General features: G+C 38.8%; 16 protein-coding genes. All 16 read left to right on the top strand.

The window, feature by feature from the left end:
- Positions 1-49 precede the first annotated feature (49 nt).
- The gene (locus EFD62_RS05550) at positions 50-460 is read left to right on the top strand and encodes a TIGR04086 family membrane protein (RefSeq protein ID WP_069193529.1); all 411 of its coding nucleotides are present in this window, start codon (positions 50-52) and stop codon (positions 458-460) included.
- Positions 461-769: 309 nt separating this feature from the next.
- On the top strand, positions 770-1,324 hold the full coding sequence (gene pyrR, locus EFD62_RS05545) for a bifunctional pyr operon transcriptional regulator/uracil phosphoribosyltransferase PyrR (RefSeq protein ID WP_069193530.1): 555 nt from the start codon (positions 770-772) through the stop codon (positions 1,322-1,324).
- A gap of 290 nt (positions 1,325-1,614) precedes the next feature.
- Complete coding sequence (locus EFD62_RS05535; protein WP_069193531.1) at positions 1,615-2,553, top strand: aspartate carbamoyltransferase catalytic subunit; 939 nt, start codon at positions 1,615-1,617, stop codon at positions 2,551-2,553.
- Positions 2,537-3,823: a dihydroorotase gene (locus tag EFD62_RS05530; RefSeq protein ID WP_069193532.1), complete on the top strand. Its 1,287-nt coding sequence runs from the start codon at positions 2,537-2,539 to the stop codon at positions 3,821-3,823. Before EFD62_RS05535 ends, EFD62_RS05530 begins: the two co-directional genes overlap by 17 nt.
- A gap of 84 nt (positions 3,824-3,907) precedes the next feature.
- Complete coding sequence (gene pyrF, locus EFD62_RS05525; RefSeq protein ID WP_069193533.1) at positions 3,908-4,852, top strand: orotidine-5'-phosphate decarboxylase; 945 nt, start codon at positions 3,908-3,910, stop codon at positions 4,850-4,852.
- Positions 4,853-4,880: 28 nt separating this feature from the next.
- A complete protein-coding gene (locus EFD62_RS05520; protein ID WP_069193534.1) occupies positions 4,881-5,954 on the top strand; it encodes a carbamoyl phosphate synthase small subunit in 1,074 nt (357 codons plus the stop codon).
- A 91-nt stretch (positions 5,955-6,045) separates the two neighbouring features.
- Entirely contained in the window at positions 6,046-9,261 is a 3,216-nt protein-coding gene (carB, locus tag EFD62_RS05515; protein WP_069193535.1) for a carbamoyl-phosphate synthase large subunit, read from the top strand.
- Positions 9,262-9,276: 15 nt separating this feature from the next.
- Positions 9,277-10,062, top strand: a complete 786-nt coding sequence (locus EFD62_RS05510; protein WP_128705838.1) for a dihydroorotate dehydrogenase electron transfer subunit — start codon at positions 9,277-9,279, stop codon at positions 10,060-10,062.
- Positions 10,055-10,978: a dihydroorotate dehydrogenase gene (locus tag EFD62_RS05505; RefSeq protein ID WP_069193537.1), complete on the top strand. Its 924-nt coding sequence runs from the start codon at positions 10,055-10,057 to the stop codon at positions 10,976-10,978. Before EFD62_RS05510 ends, EFD62_RS05505 begins: the two co-directional genes overlap by 8 nt.
- 75 nt (positions 10,979-11,053) lie before the next feature.
- Positions 11,054-11,755, top strand: coding sequence for a histidine phosphatase family protein (locus tag EFD62_RS05500; protein WP_069193538.1), 702 nt, complete (start codon positions 11,054-11,056; stop codon positions 11,753-11,755).
- 68 nt (positions 11,756-11,823) lie between these two features.
- Entirely contained in the window at positions 11,824-12,816 is a 993-nt protein-coding gene (locus EFD62_RS05495; protein WP_069193539.1) for a metallophosphoesterase family protein, read from the top strand.
- Entirely contained in the window at positions 12,813-14,264 is a 1,452-nt protein-coding gene (locus EFD62_RS05490) for an AAA family ATPase (RefSeq protein ID WP_069193540.1), read from the top strand. The genes EFD62_RS05495 and EFD62_RS05490 overlap by 4 nt, the downstream gene beginning before the upstream one ends.
- On the top strand, positions 14,264-14,512 hold the full coding sequence (locus EFD62_RS05485) for a hypothetical protein (RefSeq protein WP_069193541.1): 249 nt from the start codon (positions 14,264-14,266) through the stop codon (positions 14,510-14,512). The genes EFD62_RS05490 and EFD62_RS05485 overlap by 1 nt, the downstream gene beginning before the upstream one ends.
- Before the next feature lie 119 nt (positions 14,513-14,631).
- Positions 14,632-15,981 (top strand): 30S ribosomal protein S12 methylthiotransferase RimO, encoded by a 1,350-nt coding sequence (gene rimO, locus EFD62_RS05480; protein ID WP_128705837.1) that lies wholly within the window; start codon positions 14,632-14,634, stop codon positions 15,979-15,981.
- On the top strand, positions 15,965-16,582 hold the full coding sequence (pgsA, locus tag EFD62_RS05475) for a CDP-diacylglycerol--glycerol-3-phosphate 3-phosphatidyltransferase (protein ID WP_069193543.1): 618 nt from the start codon (positions 15,965-15,967) through the stop codon (positions 16,580-16,582). The genes rimO and pgsA overlap by 17 nt, the downstream gene beginning before the upstream one ends.
- Positions 16,583-17,199: 617 nt before the next feature.
- Positions 17,200-17,766: a transcription factor FapR gene (fapR, locus tag EFD62_RS05470; protein WP_069193544.1), complete on the top strand. Its 567-nt coding sequence runs from the start codon at positions 17,200-17,202 to the stop codon at positions 17,764-17,766.
- The last annotated feature ends 5 nt before the right edge of the window (positions 17,767-17,771 follow it).

Here is a 17,771-nt window from a genome sequence, read left to right as displayed (position 1 = left end):
AAACATAATAGATTGTAGTATAAAAAAATACATCTATTGGGGGGGTTATATGATTAATAAAACTGGCCAGGCGGCAAAGAATATATTAAATGAACACTCAAATATTGTTACAATTATAAAAGGAATACTGGTGTCATATTTGTTTACTTTGCCAATGTTTGCTATATTTGCGTATTTTCTTAAATTTACAGATTTTCCGCTAAAATACATGTCAACTGCTGTTATAATTACGACATTGTTAAGTATAGTGATTGCAGGATGGATATCTACCAAAAATGTAAAAAGTAAGGGATGGCTTAATGGTGGAATTGTGGGATTTATATATATGCTGATACTGTATCTTGCAAGCAGTATAGTTTACAGAGAGTTTAATATAAACAGCTATGTATTGATACTTCTTGGTATTGGAGTATTGTCGGGAAGTATAGGGGGTATATTCGGCATTAATTTGAAACGATGACAACATTATTAAATATTATTAAGAGCCATATAAAAATAAAATGAAAAACAAAAAAATATAATAATAAATGTATAGACAATTAACTTTCATTGTGTTAACATTAGATAGAATTAAATAATAAACCTTTAATTAAGTCCAGAGAGACTCAGAAGGTAAGATATTTTATTGAATAATATACAATACGATGGTTCTATACGTTTATTGTAAAGTAGCTTCTTGCCGACTGGTAAGAAGCTTTTTTAGAGCCTTTTGCCCAATTGGAATCCGACAAAATATAATTATATTAAGTATAATATCGGAGTGTTGAATATGATGGATAAAGCTGAAATAATGGATGAAAGTGGAATTGTGAGGGCTGTAACAAGAATAGCCCATGAAATTATTGAGAAGAATAAGGGTGTCGATGATATTGCGTTAATAGGCATTCAAAGGCGTGGAGTACCTCTTGCAAGGATGATCGCGGAGAAGATTAAGGGCGTAGAGGGAAAGAAAGTTCCGGTAGGCATTCTCGATATAACGCTTTATAGAGATGATTTAAGTATGCTTTCGGAACATCCAATAATAAACGGTACAGAAATAAACTTCTCGATAAACGGTAAGAAAATTGTTCTTGTAGATGATGTAATATATACGGGAAGGACAGTAAGAGCAGCTATTGATGCGTTGATGGATTCGGGAAGACCAAAGATGGTCCAGCTTGCGGTAATGATAGACAGGGGACACAGAGAGTTGCCGATACGACCGGATTATGTCGGGAAAAATGTTCCAACCTCCAAATTCGAAGTGGTAAATGTTAAGCTTTATGAGGTTGACGGAGTTAATTGTGTAACTATAAGTGATATAGAAAAAGGTATAAGTCATTAGGGGTATAAGAATTATTTGTTAATTATTTAGGTTTTAAGGGAAGGGTACGTTTATGAAAAATCACAAAAATATCTATATTAATAGAATAAAAGAAAAAGAGAAGATATGTACTATTATTCCCATTTTTAAATATGAAGGTTTAATTATTTATTTAGAAGAGAATACAGGCATCTTTAAAAGATAGTAAGGAATACCATTATCCTTACTATTTTTTTGGGGAGATTTGATACTAATAATAATACTAATAATAATTAATAATAAAAAAGTTTATTTAAGAGTGAGGTGTAAAAATGGCTTTAAAATCAAAAGACCTCTTAGGACTTAAGGATTTGACAGCTGAAGAAATTCATTACATTTTAAATACGGCAAAAACAATGAAGGTTATTCTTTTATCAAAAAACAAGAAGACTCCTCATTTGCAGGGCAAATCAATAATTACCCTGTTTTATGAGAACAGTACAAGAACAAGATTATCCTTCGAACTTGCCTCAAAGTACATGAGTGCAAGTGCCGCAAATATTTCTGTAGCAAGCAGCAGTGTTGCTAAAGGTGAAACACTTATAGATACGGGCAAAACAATTGACATGATGGGAGCAGATGTAATTATACTGAGACATTCCATGTCGGGAGCACCCCACCTTCTTGCAAGAAATGTAAATGCATCGGTTATAAATGCCGGTGACGGGATGAATGAGCACCCAACCCAGGCACTTCTCGATATGTTTACCATTATTGAAAAAAAGGGAAGTCTTGAGGGATTGAAGGTTGCCATAATCGGTGATATATATCACAGCAGAGTGGCAAGAAGCAATATCTGGGGTATGACAAAGCTTGGAGCCGAAGTAAGTGTAGCTGGGCCTTCAACCCTTATACCTCCGGAGTTGGAGAGGACTGGTGTCAAGGTCTTTAATACAGTTCAGGAGGCATTAATTGATGCTGATGTGGTCATGGGCCTCAGAATTCAGTTAGAAAGGCAGAAAAAAGGCTTGTTTCCAAGCATAAGAGAGTATTCGAGATTTTTCGGATTGGATGAAAAGCGTCTGAAGCTTGCAAAGGAGGATGCTTTGATATTGCATCCGGGACCGGTTAACAGAGGCGTTGAATTGCCATCATCGGTAGTTGACTCAGACAAATCGCTTATAAATGAACAGGTTACCAATGGAGTTGCTGTAAGAATGGCTCTTCTTTATCTTTTAACGAGGAGGGATAGTGATGAGAGTATTAATTAAAGGCGGACATGTTATAGACCCAAAAACCAATACAAACGGTATTATGGATATTTTAGTTGAGGATGGAATAATAACTGAGATAGGCAAAGATATTGAGATTCCAAACGGTGATATTATCTATGCTGAGGGCAAGATGGTATTACCGGGGCTAGTGGATGCCCATTGTCATCTGAGGGATCCGGGTTTTGAATATAAGGAAGACATAGAAACGGGAACTATGAGTGCAGCAATGGGAGGATTTACTTCCATAGCTTGTATGCCCAACACAGACCCTGTTTGTGATAATGAGGCAATAGTGAAGTATATTATAAATAAGGCAAAGCAAGACGGATTTGTTAATGTATATCCTATAGGAGCAATATCTAAGGGGCAAAAGGGGGAAGAGCTTTCGGAGATAGGTGAGCTAAAATTTGCCGGAGCCGTAGCAATCTCCGATGACGGAAAGCCGCTAAAGAGTTCATCCCTAATGAAAAAGGCTCTGGAATACTCGTCCATGTTTGATATAGCTGTAATATCCCATTGCGAGGAGATGGATATTGCCGATGGCGGTGTAATGAACGAAGGATATTGGTCAACGATAATGGGACTTAAGGGTATACCTTCGGCGGCTGAAGAAATAATGGTAGCAAGGGATATTATACTATCTGAATATACGAAGGTTCCGGTACACATAGCCCATGTGAGCACTGAACTATCGATAGACCTTATAAGACATGCTAAAAAGCGCGGAGTGAAAGTGACCTGTGAGACTTGTCCCCACTACTTCGTTCTTACCGATGAGGCTTGCAGCGGATTTAATACTCTTGCAAAAGTTAATCCTCCGCTAAGGACCAAAAAAGATGTGGAGGCTGTGATTGAAGGGCTAAAGGACGGCACGATTGACATGATTGCCACGGACCATGCGCCTCATCATAACGATGAGAAAAATGTTGAATTCAATTTGGCTGCAAATGGCATGGTTGGTTTCGAAACAGCCTTGCCGCTGGCGATAACCTACCTTGTAAAACCGGGACATCTTACTATTAGCCAATTAGTTGAGAAGATGTGTGTCAACCCTTCAAAACTGCTCGGTATCAATAAAGGGACTTTAGAGATAGGCAGGAGTGCAGATATAACTATTATTGACATAAACGAAGAGTTTGTGGTGGATATCAATAACTTCAAATCAAAAAGCAAGAATTCACCTTTTAATGGGTTCAAGCTCAATGGAAGCGTATATTATACCTTGGTAAACGGCAATGCCATTGTTAGAGAAAAGATACTGCTATAGGGATTTTACAAAAAAATGTGTGATGTTAATTTGCCGTTTTGATAATGATATTTTTGAATCATGCTATAAAAGGAGATTGAAATTATGTTTGTTGATATGTTGATTGAAAAGATTAAAGAAAAGGATAATCCTTCTGTTGTTGGATTGGACCCAAAGATTGAATATGTCCCGTCTTTTATAAAGGAAGATATGTATAAAGAACATGGGAAAAATTCAAAAGGAGCAGCGCAGGCCATTCTGCTCTTCAATAAATATATCATAGATGCGATTTGTGATATTGTGCCTGCGGTTAAACCCCAGCTTGCATATTACGAAATGTATGGTTTGGAAGGTATAAAGGCCTTCTACGAAACCTGCAGGTATGCAAAGGATAAAGGACTTTTAGTTATTGCCGACGGAAAAAGAAATGATATCGGTTCTACCGCAGAGTGCTATTCTTCGGCATATATCGGCAGAACAGTCATTGATGAAGATATAAGTGAAGCTGCTTTTGATGTGGATGCGCTTACGGTCAATCCGTATCTCGGTGTGGATGGGATTAAGCCTTTCATAGATGACTGTATTAAATACAACAAGGGAATATTTGTTTTGGTCAAGACATCAAACAAGTCATCCGGGCAGCTTCAGGATTTACTTACTCAGGAAGGTAAGAGTATTTATGAGGTTGTTGCAGAGCATGTTGAGTCATGGGGTGCAAACAAAAAAGGAAAATACGGATATAGCAGCGTAGGGGCAGTAGTTGGAGCAACTTATCCAAATCAAGCAAAGATACTTAGAAAGATTTTGAAGAGTTCTTATATACTGGTTCCGGGTTATGGTGCTCAGGGCGGAACAGCTAGAGATGTAGCCCATTCCTTTAACAGTGATGGACTTGGAGCAATTGTTAATGCGTCAAGAAGTATTATGTGTGCCTATAAGTCTGAGCAGTGGAAGGATCTTTACAGCGAAGAAAAATTCTATGAAGCATCAAGAGCTGAAGCAATAAGGATGAAGGAAGATATTAATAGTGTGTTGCATAACTCAAAGTAATTTTATTTAGAATACGAGGTGGTATATTATGAAGGCTATTCTGGCGCTTGAAGACGGCACAATTTTTCATGGTGAGAGTTTTGGAGCAGAAGGAGAAGTAATCGGAGAGATAGTTTTTAATACAGGTATGACAGGCTATCAGGAGGTTTTAACAGATCCGTCCTATTGTGGACAGATTGTAACAATGACCTATCCTTTGATAGGCAATTATGGGGTGAATAATGAAGATATAGAGTCGAGTAAGCCGCAGGTAAAGGGCTTTATCGTCAGGGAGCTTTGCCAGAGCCCCAGCAATTGGAGATCTGAAGAGACACTGAATAACTACCTTAAAAAAAATAACATAATAGGGATTGATAAAGTTGACACGAGGGCTCTTACCAGGATTTTGAGGGATAAGGGAACAATGAAGGGCTTAATTACAACGGATCCCGATTTCAATTTTGATGAGAAAATTGATGAGATAAGAGCGTATGTTATAAAGGATCCGGTTATGTGCGTCACAACAAATGAGGTTTTGCACTATAAAGGTGATGGATTTAAAGTTGCATTGATAGATTTGGGATTAAAGCAAAATATTGTACGTTCCCTATTAAAAAGAGGCTGTGACGTACATGTGTTTCCTGCCAATTCCAAAGCAGAAGATGTCCTTAGCATTAATCCAGACGGAATAATGCTTTCAAACGGACCGGGTGACCCGAAGGATTGTGTGGATACAATTGATACTATAAAGGAGCTCATGGGCAAAAAACCTATGTTTGGAATTTGCCTTGGACATCAGTTGACAGCCCTTGCAAATGGAGCAGATACCGAAAAACTCAAATACGGTCATAGAGGAGCTAATCATCCTGTGAAGGATATAGAAAAGGATTTGACGTATATTACTTCGCAAAATCATGGATATACTATTGTTGAGTCATCCATGGATAAGTCAAGGATGCTAGTAAGCCACATAAACATGAATGACGGAACTGTCGAAGGGGTAAGATATACGAATGTGCCGGTGTTTACTGTGCAGTTCCATCCGGAGGCTTCTCCGGGGCCTGAGGATACGGCCTATCTCTTTGATGAGTTTATTGAGATGATGAAAAGGAATTCACAATAAATAGCTGTTGTAGCAAGTATTTATAAGCTTTAAAGTTTTACTCTGGTGATCATTGTTGAAAGAAGATTTAATATATTAAGGGGGAAATTTAATGCCTAAAAGGGATGATGTAAAGAAGGTCCTGGTTATTGGTTCGGGTCCTATTGTAATCGGGCAGGCGGCTGAGTTTGACTACGCTGGGACCCAGGCCTGCAGGGCTTTAAAAGAAGAAAATATAGAGGTGGTGCTGGTTAACAGCAACCCTGCTACGATAATGACAGATACAAACATAGCTGATAAAGTATATATTGAGCCTCTTACAGCAGAGGTTGTAAAGGATATCATATTAAAAGAAAAGCCGGATAGCGTACTCCCGACTTTGGGAGGGCAAACAGGGCTGAATCTTGCAATGGAGCTTGCAGAGTCAGGGTTTTTGCAGGAAAATGGTGTAAAGCTTTTGGGAACTGCTACCGAGGCGATAAAAATGGCCGAGGACAGACAGGCCTTTAAGGATACCATGGAAAGAATAGGCGAGCCCTGTATTGCCAGCAAGGTGGTAAATACAATTGAGGATGCATTAGACTTTGCAAAAGAAATCGGATATCCGGTTATTGTACGTCCCGCTTATACCTTAGGTGGATCTGGTGGCGGCATAGTGTACAATGAGTCAGAACTAAAGGAGATCGGAACCAATGGTCTAAGGCTCAGTAGAGTACACCAGGTTCTTATTGAAAAATGTATCTCCGGTTGGAAAGAGATTGAATATGAAGTGGTGCGAGACAGCAAGGGCAATGTAATCACCGTATGTAATATGGAAAATATTGACCCCGTGGGAGTTCACACCGGAGACAGCATAGTTGTTGCTCCTTCTCAGACCCTTGCGGACAGAGAATATCAGATGCTTCGTTCCGCGTCACTAAAGATAATTTCAGCATTGGGAATAGAGGGAGGCTGCAATGTTCAGTTCGCTCTTCACCCCACAAGTTTTGAATATGCGGTAATTGAGGTTAACCCAAGGGTGAGCCGTTCCTCTGCATTGGCTTCAAAGGCAACAGGTTACCCCATTGCAAAGGTTGCTTCCAAAATAGCTATAGGCTACGGTCTTGATGAAATTAAAAATGCAGTAACAGGAAAGACTTATGCATGCTTTGAACCGACTTTAGACTATGTTGTGGTCAAGATACCAAAATGGCCTTTTGACAAATTTGTAAAGGCAAAGAGAACATTAGGCACACAAATGAAGGCTACCGGTGAAGTAATGGCAATAAGCAGTTCCTTAGAAGGAGCCTTGATGAAGGCGTTGAGATCACTGGAATTGGGTATTTTCACCCTGGAGCAGGACATCTACAAAAAGTTTAGTGATGAGGAAATAAGAGAAAAGATAAAGGATATTAATGATGAGAGACTTCTTGTTATTGCCGAGGCAATAAGAAGGGGTATAACAATAGAGGAAATTAACGATATTACAAAGATAGATTTGTTCTTCCTGAACAAAATAAAAAATCTGGTTCTTATGGAAGAAAAATTAAAAACCATGAAGCTTTCGGATTTTAATCAGGACAGCTTGAGAATGGTTAAAAAGATGGGATTTACCGATGCAGTTATAGCAAAATATGTTGGCTGCGATAAAAAGGAAGTTGCTAATAAGAGAAAAGAACTTAATGTTCGTGCTGTTTATAAAATGGTTGATACCTGTGCGGCAGAATTTGAGGCTGCGACACCCTATTATTACTCTACTTATGACGAGTGTTGCGAGGTTAAAAAATCCGATAATAAAAAGGTGTTGGTAATAGGCTCGGGTCCTATAAGGATAGGGCAAGGTATTGAGTTTGACTACTGCTCGGTTCATTCGGTATGGGGATTAAAGCAAGAAGGTTATGAGACTATAATTGCAAATAATAACCCTGAGACGGTAAGTACCGATTTTGACACGGCCGACAGACTGTACTTTGAACCATTGACTCCTGAAGATGTGGAGAACATTGTAGAGAAAGAAGGAATAGAGGGAGCCATTGTCCAGTTTGGTGGACAGACAGCTATAAAGCTCACAAAGGCCCTTGAAGAAATGGGAGTCAAGATTTTTGGTACCGAACCAAAATATATTGATGCTGCCGAGGACCGTGAGAAATTTGATGAAATTCTTGAAGAACTGGGCATTCCCAGACCGAAGGGAAAGACAATATTTACCCTTGACGAAGCTTTGGAAGCAGCAAATGAATTAGGTTACCCCGTGCTGGTAAGGCCGTCATATGTACTTGGTGGGCAGGGTATGGAGATAGCCTACAGCGACAAAGATATCATAGAATTTATGGATATTATTAACAGGGTAAAACAGGAGCATCCTATCCTGATAGACAAATATATGATGGGAAAAGAAATTGAGGTTGACGCCATATGTGATGGTGAGGCAATTTTGATACCCGGTATAATGGAACACTTAGAAAGAGCCGGTGTTCACTCAGGAGATAGCATATCTGTTTATCCAACACAGACAATAGGAGAAAAGCTTAAGGAAAAGATTGTGGATTATACCGAAAAGCTTGCCAAAGCGCTAAAGGTAATTGGCTTGATCAATATACAGTATGTATATTACAATAATGAGCTTTATGTTATAGAAGTCAACCCGCGTTCAAGCCGTACTGTTCCATATATAAGCAAGGTAACCGGAATACCTATGGTAAACATTGCCACAAGGATAATGATGGGCAAAAAGCTTAAGGATTTCAATTACGGAACAGGACTTTATAGGGAATCGGATTATGTAGCCATAAAGGTTCCTGTGTTCTCCTTTGAAAAGCTTCATGACGTTGATACAAGCTTAGGACCTGAAATGAAGTCCACCGGTGAAGTTTTGGGTATAGCAAAGACGTTCCCGGATGCGCTGTATAAGGGAATTGTTGCAACGGGGATCAAGCTTCCGCAAAAAGGCGGCGCAATACTGATGACCGTGAGGGATACCGACAAGCCGGAGATTATACAGCTGGCAGAAGAGTTTGAAAAGCTGGGATTTGAGCTTTATGCCACTGGCAAAACCGCCAACATGTTGAACAATCAGGGGATTGCCACCAATGCCGTCAAAAAGATTGAGGAAGGTGAACCAAATCTGCTGGATTTGATTGAGTCGGGCAAAATAAGCCTTATAATTAATACTCCTACAAAAGGCAGAAAGCCTGAAAGGGATGGCTTTAAAATAAGACGAAAAGCTGTTGAAATGTCGATACCTTGCCTTACATCCCTCGATACTGCAAGAGCGGTGTTGGAATGTATAAAACTAGGAAAAGAAGAAAAAGATCTTGGAGTTATAGATTTGAGTGTATTTAATAATTAGTAATCGGAGGATGCCATGTCCAGGGTATTAAACGAAAGAATTGAGAGTATTGAAAAGATAGCAAAATCGATTTATAGGATGACCGTTAAATCTGAGTATATATCAGCAAATGCCCGGCCCGGACAGTTTGCAAATGTAAAGTGCAGCGAGGGAATAAACGCACTTTTAAGAAGGCCGATAAGCATATGCGACGTTGATAAAGACCGAGGAACATTTGATATTGTATTTCAGATAAAAGGAATCGGTACCGAATATCTGTCCCAGAAAAGGGTTGGAAGTGAGGTGGATTTGATTGGTCCTTTGGGAAGTCCGTTCCATATATCCGAAGAGTATAAACGTATTGCAGTGGTAGGGGGAGGAATAGGCATATTCCCCCTGCTTTACCTGCTAAAAGAGATGAAAGAAGCAGACAAGTCTGCCTTTTTAGGATTTAGAAGCAGTGATTATGTAGTAATGACTGAGGAGTTTGAATCTGCCTCGGACAGACTTTCTATATCTACAGATGACGGGAGCATGGGCTATAAAGGAATAATTACGGACCTTCTTGCCGAGGATATTGCCGACAGGGGATTTGACATTATTTATACCTGCGGCCCCATGCCGATGATTAGAAAGGTAAAAGATATGGCCCAAAAGGCCGGTATCAAATGCCAAGTGTCCTTGGAGCAGAGGATGGGATGTGGAATTGGGGCGTGTCTTGTGTGCGCGTGCAAAACCGGAAAGCCGGATAATTGGGAATACAGCCATGTTTGTAAAGATGGGCCTGTTTTCTGGAGTGATGAGGTGGTTTTAGATGACTGAAAAAAATATTGATTTAAGTGTTGATATTGCAGGATTGAAGCTTGAAAATCCTGTTATAGGAGCTTCCGGAACTTTCGGATTTGGCAGGGAGTTTGCCGATTATATGGACCTTAATAGGATTGGAGGAATATCGGTAAAGGGACTTACATTAGAAAAAAGGCAAGGAAACAAACCTCCAAGGATTGCAGAGACCCCGGCTGGTATTCTAAATAGTGTGGGGCTTCAAAATCCGGGGGTTAAAGCTTTTATAGAAAATGAGATTCCCTTTCTAAGAAAGTTTAGTACCAAAATAATCGCCAATATTGCCGGTAATACTATAGAAGATTACTGTAGCATGGCAGAACAACTGTCGGATGCTGACATTGATGCCATTGAACTGAACGTTTCCTGCCCCAATGTAAAGAAGGGCTGTGTTGCCTTCGGGAATTCCACGGCAGGTATAAGCGAGATTACCGGCAAAGTAAAAAAATACTGCAAGAAGCCGCTCATAGTAAAGCTTACTCCAAATGTTACCGATGTTAAGGAAATAGCTGTCGCAGCAGAAGATGCCGGAGCTGATGCGATATCTCTTATAAACACAATTTTAGGGATGGCCATTGATATACACAGGAAGAGGCCGATACTGGCCAACAATGTAGGAGGGCTTTCCGGTCCGGCCGTAAAACCAATTGCAGTGAGGATGGTCTACGAAGTAGCCAGTGTTGTAAAAATACCTGTTATCGGAATGGGCGGAATATCAAGCGGTGAGGATGCGGTTGAGTTCATGCTGGCAGGCGCAAGCGCAGTAATGGTGGGAACAGCTAATTTTATTAATCCGACCGCATGTGTTGATGTTGTGGAAGGAATAAAAAACTATCTCAAAATGTATAACCACAGCAGTGTTTATGAAATAATAGGGAAGTTACAACTTAATTGATAAAATGATATAATAATATATATTGCAATTAATCTGATTCTGTGTAAATTGCAAAATAACTACTGCAAGAAGGTGATGGCAATAAAAACCAGAGTTATATTCGTTCGTCATGCTGAGGCCGAAGGCAACTTTAACAGGGTGTTTCACGGTTGGACCGATTCATGTATTACCGAGAAGGGACATCTTCAGGCCCAAAGAGTTGCCGAAAGGCTTAAAGATGTTGATATTGATGTTATTTATTCCAGTAGCCTAAAAAGGACACTTCAAACTGCCCAATATATTGCTGATGTAAAAAACCTCCCTATAATAAGGACCGACAAGCTCAAGGAAATAAACGGGGGAGAATGGGAAAACAAGGGTTGGGCAGAGCTTCCCCATTTGTGGCCCGAAGAATATGACAGTTGGGAGAACAGGCCTCATGAACATAAAATGCCTGGCGGAGAAACCATGGTCGAATTCCAGAAAAGATTGATTGATGAGGTAGAATATATCCTCAGCAATAACAAGGGAAAGAATATATGTGTGGTTACCCATGGAACAGCCATAAGGTCTATGATGTGTTATTTTAAAGGTTGCGATCTTACAGAAATGATAAATATCCAATGGCATGACAACACTTCGGTGACTGTACTGGATTATGAGGATGGAAAATTTGATATAGTGCTCGAGGGAGACATTTCTCATCTGGGTAAGGAGCTTTGCACCGTACTAAATCAGGAATGGTGGCAGGAGTACAATGAAAAATATGAGAAAAGGAAGCAAAAGGAGAGTATATAAAGTGCGTTTTAGCATTATAGCAAATTAGTATTAATTGTGTTAGAAGGCACTGGAAAGAGAGAATCCCAATGAAGTTTCTTTTTTTTACAGATTCACACATTAGAGGAACAACACCAAAGAATAGAAAAGATAACTTTTATGAGACTTTAAAAAATAAATTCTATGAAGTGGGTGATATCTCCAAGCAGCTTAGGGTTGATTATATACTGCATGGAGGGGATTGGTTTGACAGACCTGACATCTCTCCTTCTATAGTCAGGGAATTTGCTGTTATTATTAAGAGCTTTGACAAACCTATCTATACTGTTGCAGGCAATCATGATATTTACGGTCATAATCCTGAGACTGTCGGAAGGACAATGCTCGGCCTTCTTGAAGGTACTGGGATCATAAATCTTATAGATTATGATGATGAAGTGATTTTGGAAAAGGACGGAATACGAGTTCAGCTCACTGGAAAGTCTTACAATTATGATATAGACGGTGAGAATTTCAGGAACTATTACATTGTAAAAAAGCGCGAGGATGTGGATTATGCCATAAACATAGTACACGGGATGCTTCTTTTGAAGCCCTTCTATGAAGGCATTCAATACACACTATTGGATGATATAAAAGAAACACAAGCGGATATAACTTTTGCCGGTCACTATCATAGTGGCTTCGGTGTTAGAGAAATTGACTCAAAGTACTATATAAATCCGGGAAGCATTGTAAGGGTTTCGAGTAGTCTGACGGAGATTGGCAGAAGACCTGAGGTGGTTTACCTAAAGCTTGATAGCGACGGAATACATATAGAAGAAATAGAGTTAAAAACAGCCCGCCCGGGAGATGAAGTGCTTGACCGGGAAAAGCTTGAGGCCGCAAAGGACAGAAATTTAAAACTGCATCAGTTTTATCAGGGTATTGAGGCATCGGGAAAGTACAAAAAAATAGATATTTCTCAAATTGTTGAAGAAATTGCGTCAAATGACGAGTTGAGCCGGGAGGTTAAGGAAGAAGCATTAAGAAGGATTGGAATTGCACGGGAGAGTTTTTCAAAAGGACAGGATGAAGAATGATCAGGATAAACAAGATAAAGATTGAAAATTTCCAGTCACATAAAGATACGGAGCTTTCATTTTCCGATGGGCTCAATGTTATTGTAGGACCATCGGATCAGGGAAAGTCTGCAATTATCCGTGCTATTAAATGGGTTTTGTATAATGAACCCAGAGGCACCGATTTTATAAGGCAGGGAGCAAATTTTTCAAAGGTTTCTCTAGAGTTAAGTAATGGTTATGTCATTACAAGGGAGAGAACACCAAGTAAAAACAGGTATACCCTAAAAGACCCTGAAGGAAATGTAAGTATATTTGAGGGGTTTGGCAATGAAGTACCTTTGGAGATTGTAAAGGCCCATGGAATTCCAAAGGTTGTGTTAGACATGGATATTCGTGCCAGCCTCAACATCGGAGAACAGCTTGAAGGACCTTTTCTTTTATCCGAGTCCGGTGCTATCAGGGCAAAGGCCATAGGAAGGCTCACAGGGCTTCATATAATTGACCAGTCAATAAGAGACTGTGCTACGGATATAAGAAGGGAAAATCAGACCTGTGACAGGGTTCGGAATGAAATTGACGGCATTGATAAAAAACTTGAAGAATATAAAAATATAATGGAATTGGGCAACAGACTTGAAGATTCCGAAAAGATAATTGCAAAAATGGAAGCTCTGATGGCAAAAGTTGATGTACTCGAAAATAAAAAACATTCCCTTCAAAGCATTGATACGGAATATTTGGCTGAGAGTGAAATTCTGTCAAGACTTGATAAATTGGAAGAATGTGGCGTGTATTTAAAAAGTACGGAACTTGGCTTGTTGAGACTGAATCAGACCCTTAGCATAAAAAATAGATATTCTGATATTTTAACTAGTATAGCAGATATGGAAAAGGTGCTGGAGAAAACGAGCACTGTAAATGAGGCAATAGTGCTTATCAATGAAATATTTGGGTTGTCGTCGAGATATGCCCAACTGAATAAGGTACATTCGGAGTTGGGCAATATTAATAAGCAGCTTGGTCAAGCTGGGGATATCCTTGATGGAACATCAAATATTATCGGCGTTGATTCTGTGGTAAAAAAGATATCTGACAGCGTTTTACTGCGTTCTAAAATGGAACAGATACGGGATAAATTGGTAGTTTTTGACCAAGAGATAGCGGTAGCCAAAAATGACATATCTTCTTTTGAAAATGCAACTTATGTGCAAAAAATTGCAGATTCTGTGGATAGAAAGCTGGAAGTTTTAAAGAAGTTAGAAGAGGCCAGAAAAGAATACAATATAGCTTCCGGAAGTCTAAAGGACGGGTGGGACTTTTTGGAGAAAAATAAAAGAGAAATACAGGATAATCTTGATAGATATATCGACATTCTTAGAAAAAATGGAGTATGCCCCCTGTGCAAAAGCAGCATTGGTGATGAAAAGCTTGAAAATATAATAAGACATTATGAGGAGGTGCACTGATGTCTGACTATGACAAAAAACTCAATCAGATTAAGGAGAATTTGGATAAAGCAAAAAACTTAAGAATCCGGGCTGAGGCAAGGCTGGAGCAGCTTAACAGGCAAAAGGAAGAAATACTGGCAGAACTCAAGGAGCTGGGAGTTGAGCCCGAAAACTTAGACAGTGAAATTGCTAAGCTTAAGGAGGAAATCGAGAACCTGATAAAAAAGGCAGAAAGTTTGTTGCCGGAGGAACTTGTAACGAGATAATAGACGTCCTCCTTTTCTATTAGGGTGCGAATACCGATTTGTTATAAAAAACAATTGACAATTTGTACATAACGGTAAATAATGATATTGAAATATAAAACTGCAATGAGGTGTATGATTTGAAAAAAAAGGTAGGTATTATTTCGCTGGGCTGTCCAAAAAACCTTGTTGATAGTGAAATAATGCTGGGATTACTTAAGAAAAATGATTTTGAAATCACATCCGACAGGGAGAAAGCCAATATTATAATTGTAAATACATGTGGCTTTATTGAGTCTGCAAAAGAAGAGTCTATAAATACTATTCTTGAGATGGCAAGTTACAAGAATAAAAATTGTGAGCTGTTGATAGTTGTCGGCTGTCTTGCTCAAAGATACAAGGATGAGATAATAAAAGAAATACCGGAAGTGGACGCTGTTATAGGTGTTTCTGGATATAGCGAAATAGCAAAGGTTATCGATAAGGTTTTTAGTAGGGATAATAAAGAAAAAGCTATGTTCCATAAAGACACTTTGAATGTGGAATATTTGAATAATGAGCGTTTGCTGTCCACAAATAGCGGATATGCTTATTTGAAAATATCTGAGGGATGTGACAATTGTTGTACTTACTGTGCTATTCCTTCTATCCGCGGACCACACAGAAGCAGAAGCATGGAGGACATAGTTTTAGAAGCTAAGTCTCTTGCTGAGAAAGGGGTCAAGGAAGTAATTCTGGTAGCCCAGGATGTTACCGTTTACGGTAAAGATCTTTACGGTCAAAAAAAGCTTGTGGAATTGCTGAGAAAAATCAGCAGTATACAGGAAATAGACTGGATAAGACTTTTATACAGCTATCCGGAAGAGATTGATGACGAGCTGATAAAAGAAATTGCAAATAACAAAAAAATTGTGAAGTATTTGGACATACCCATTCAGCATGCAAGCGACAAGATACTGAAGCTAATGGGAAGAAGAAGTACCGGCGAAGGTGTTAGGAATATTTTGGATAGATTAAAAGCATCAATTCCCGGTCTTGTTTTAAGAACATCACTGATAGTCGGTTTTCCCGGTGAAGATGATAAGGATTTTAAAATACTTTATGATTTTGTCAGAAAGTACGAGTTTGACAGACTTGGCGTCTTTACTTACTCTAGAGAAGAGGGAACACCTGCCTACGATCTAAAACCGCAGATTAAAAAGAGCGTTAAGGAGTCAAGAAGAAGTGATATAATGCAGCTTCAGAAGGAAATTGTTCAAAGAAAAAATGAAAGTAGACTGGATCAAGTATATAAAACCCTTGTGGAAGGGGTAGCTGAAGACGGCATTTTCTATTATGGACGTACTTATGCGGAAGCTCCGGATATAGATGGTTCAATTTACTTTACCAGTATCGAGCCTCTTAAATTTGGAGAATTTGTGAGTGTTAAGATATTAAATATTGATGATTATGATTTAATAGGAGAGGTTATAGATGAATCTTCCAAATAAACTGACTATATCAAGGATTATTTTGGTTCCTGTTTTTATGCTATTGATAATACCGATTCCCGACTGGATTGTAGACAGCAGTTTTTTATCCTTTGCGCATTCACAGCTTGAAGATATAAACTATTTCATTAAGAACTACGGAAATTATATTGCAGCTATGTTGTTTTTTGTAGCAGCAAGCACCGACGGGTTGGACGGGTATATAGCTAGAAAACGAAAGCAGGTAACGAATTTCGGAAAGTTTTTAGATCCTATAGCCGACAAGCTTTTAGTTACAGCTGCACTTATTGCGCTTGTGGAAAGAAATGACCTATCATCATGGGTTGCCATAATAATAATCGGCAGGGAGTTTATAATTACGGGACTGAGGCTTGTAGCCGCAAGTGAAGGAATTGTTATTGCAGCTAGCAAGTGGGGTAAAATCAAGACGGTTACGCAGATTATTGCCATTCTAGCGGCACTTGTAAGGGGTTATTTGGTAGAGGCTCTGCACGGAATCCCAATAGACAAATTCTTAATGCTGATTGCTGTGGTTACCACCATATATTCTGCCTATGATTATATTATTAAAAATGCCCATGTTATTAACCAAGATAAGTAACATAATAAGTAAAGAGTCAGAGTTTTTTCTCGGGCTCTTTTTTTATTCAAATTCCCAACTGAAATCAAGTATATACTACGAACATGTAATGTAGAAGCATATAGGAAAAGGTCATGAAGCCGGAAGAATATATGGAGTTGATGCAACTGTGGCATGGCTCAGATCGCATGTAGCAGAGGAGACTCAATACAAGAGTATGTTTATTGGGGAGAATGCAAAATTCAATACCAGAATATGGACAAGTGAATAATTAAATTGGTAATCAGTTGAAGTTATTTTAGATTAATTTTAGATAAAATGATATATGTTATACTGATAAAAACTTTTTAGTTATTCTCGCTTCTTGAGTTCCCATTAGTTAAGGCTATTTTCCGATAGCCTTTTTTGCTTTGTTTTGATTTTTTTTTGAGAAAAATTGAGGAAATTATTGCATATGTTAAAAATATATTATATACTTTTAACATCAACGATTAGTACCAGGTAATAATTATGATAAAAGTTTATATAATATATAATAAGAGATATGTACTAAATGGTAATTAGTACAGCAAGAAAAAACCACATTGCTCCGGGATATGAAACTTTTTAATTAACCTGGCGAAAAAAGAGGTGAACACATGAGCAGGTCGTCATGTATGAAGAAGGAGAGGCAGGCTATACTCCTCGAAAAGCTTGAGCATGACCCCTTTCTTACAGATGAAGAGTTGTCCGAAATGTTTGGTGTGAGTGTGCCTACAATAAGGCTTGATAGACTGGAGTTGGGTATTCCAGAGCTAAGAGAAAGGATAAAAAATGTAGCACAAAAAAACTACAGCAAGGTTAAGTCACTGCAAGTTAAGGATATTGTTGGAGAACTGGTTGATATCACATTGGGGCAGGGGGGTATTTCCATACTTGAAACCAACTCTAAGATGGTTTTTGAGAAAACAAGGATTATACAGGGACATTATATATATTCACTGGCAGAATCCCTTGCCATCGCAGTGATAGATGCCCATGTGGCCTTAGTCGGAGTGGCAAATATAAAGTATAAGATTCCTGTATATGCCGGGAGTAAACTTGTAGCCAAGGCTGAGGTTAAAAAGGCAAAGGACAATAAATTTATAGTATGGGTAAAGATTTCAGAGAAAAATGTTGAAGTTTTTAGGGGTAAATTTATTTTGGTATCCCTTGAAAAAATTTGAAATCT

The organism is Acetivibrio mesophilus (genome assembly GCF_004102745.1).
GTDB lineage: Bacteria > Bacillota > Clostridia > Acetivibrionales > Acetivibrionaceae > Hungateiclostridium > Hungateiclostridium mesophilum.
This window is presented reverse-complemented; position numbering and strand designations above follow the sequence as displayed.

What these genes read in the sequence shown, in the direction of transcription:
- EFD62_RS05550 (WP_069193529.1), top strand. Translation starts at nt 50, where the DNA reads ATGATTAATAAAACTGGCCAGGCGGCAAAGAATATATTAAATGAACAC.
- pyrR (WP_069193530.1), top strand. Translation starts at nt 770, where the DNA reads ATGATGGATAAAGCTGAAATAATGGATGAAAGTGGAATTGTGAGGGCT.
- EFD62_RS05535 (WP_069193531.1), top strand. Translation starts at nt 1,615, where the DNA reads ATGGCTTTAAAATCAAAAGACCTCTTAGGACTTAAGGATTTGACAGCT.
- EFD62_RS05530 (WP_069193532.1), top strand. Translation starts at nt 2,537, where the DNA reads ATGAGAGTATTAATTAAAGGCGGACATGTTATAGACCCAAAAACCAAT.
- pyrF (WP_069193533.1), top strand. Translation starts at nt 3,908, where the DNA reads ATGTTTGTTGATATGTTGATTGAAAAGATTAAAGAAAAGGATAATCCT.
- EFD62_RS05520 (WP_069193534.1), top strand. Translation starts at nt 4,881, where the DNA reads ATGAAGGCTATTCTGGCGCTTGAAGACGGCACAATTTTTCATGGTGAG.
- carB (WP_069193535.1), top strand. Translation starts at nt 6,046, where the DNA reads ATGCCTAAAAGGGATGATGTAAAGAAGGTCCTGGTTATTGGTTCGGGT.
- EFD62_RS05510 (WP_128705838.1), top strand. Translation starts at nt 9,277, where the DNA reads ATGTCCAGGGTATTAAACGAAAGAATTGAGAGTATTGAAAAGATAGCA.
- EFD62_RS05505 (WP_069193537.1), top strand. Translation starts at nt 10,055, where the DNA reads ATGACTGAAAAAAATATTGATTTAAGTGTTGATATTGCAGGATTGAAG.
- EFD62_RS05500 (WP_069193538.1), top strand. Translation starts at nt 11,054, where the DNA reads ATGGCAATAAAAACCAGAGTTATATTCGTTCGTCATGCTGAGGCCGAA.
- EFD62_RS05495 (WP_069193539.1), top strand. Translation starts at nt 11,824, where the DNA reads ATGAAGTTTCTTTTTTTTACAGATTCACACATTAGAGGAACAACACCA.
- EFD62_RS05490 (WP_069193540.1), top strand. Translation starts at nt 12,813, where the DNA reads ATGATCAGGATAAACAAGATAAAGATTGAAAATTTCCAGTCACATAAA.
- EFD62_RS05485 (WP_069193541.1), top strand. Translation starts at nt 14,264, where the DNA reads ATGTCTGACTATGACAAAAAACTCAATCAGATTAAGGAGAATTTGGAT.
- pgsA (WP_069193543.1), top strand. Translation starts at nt 15,965, where the DNA reads ATGAATCTTCCAAATAAACTGACTATATCAAGGATTATTTTGGTTCCT.
- fapR (WP_069193544.1), top strand. Translation starts at nt 17,200, where the DNA reads ATGAGCAGGTCGTCATGTATGAAGAAGGAGAGGCAGGCTATACTCCTC.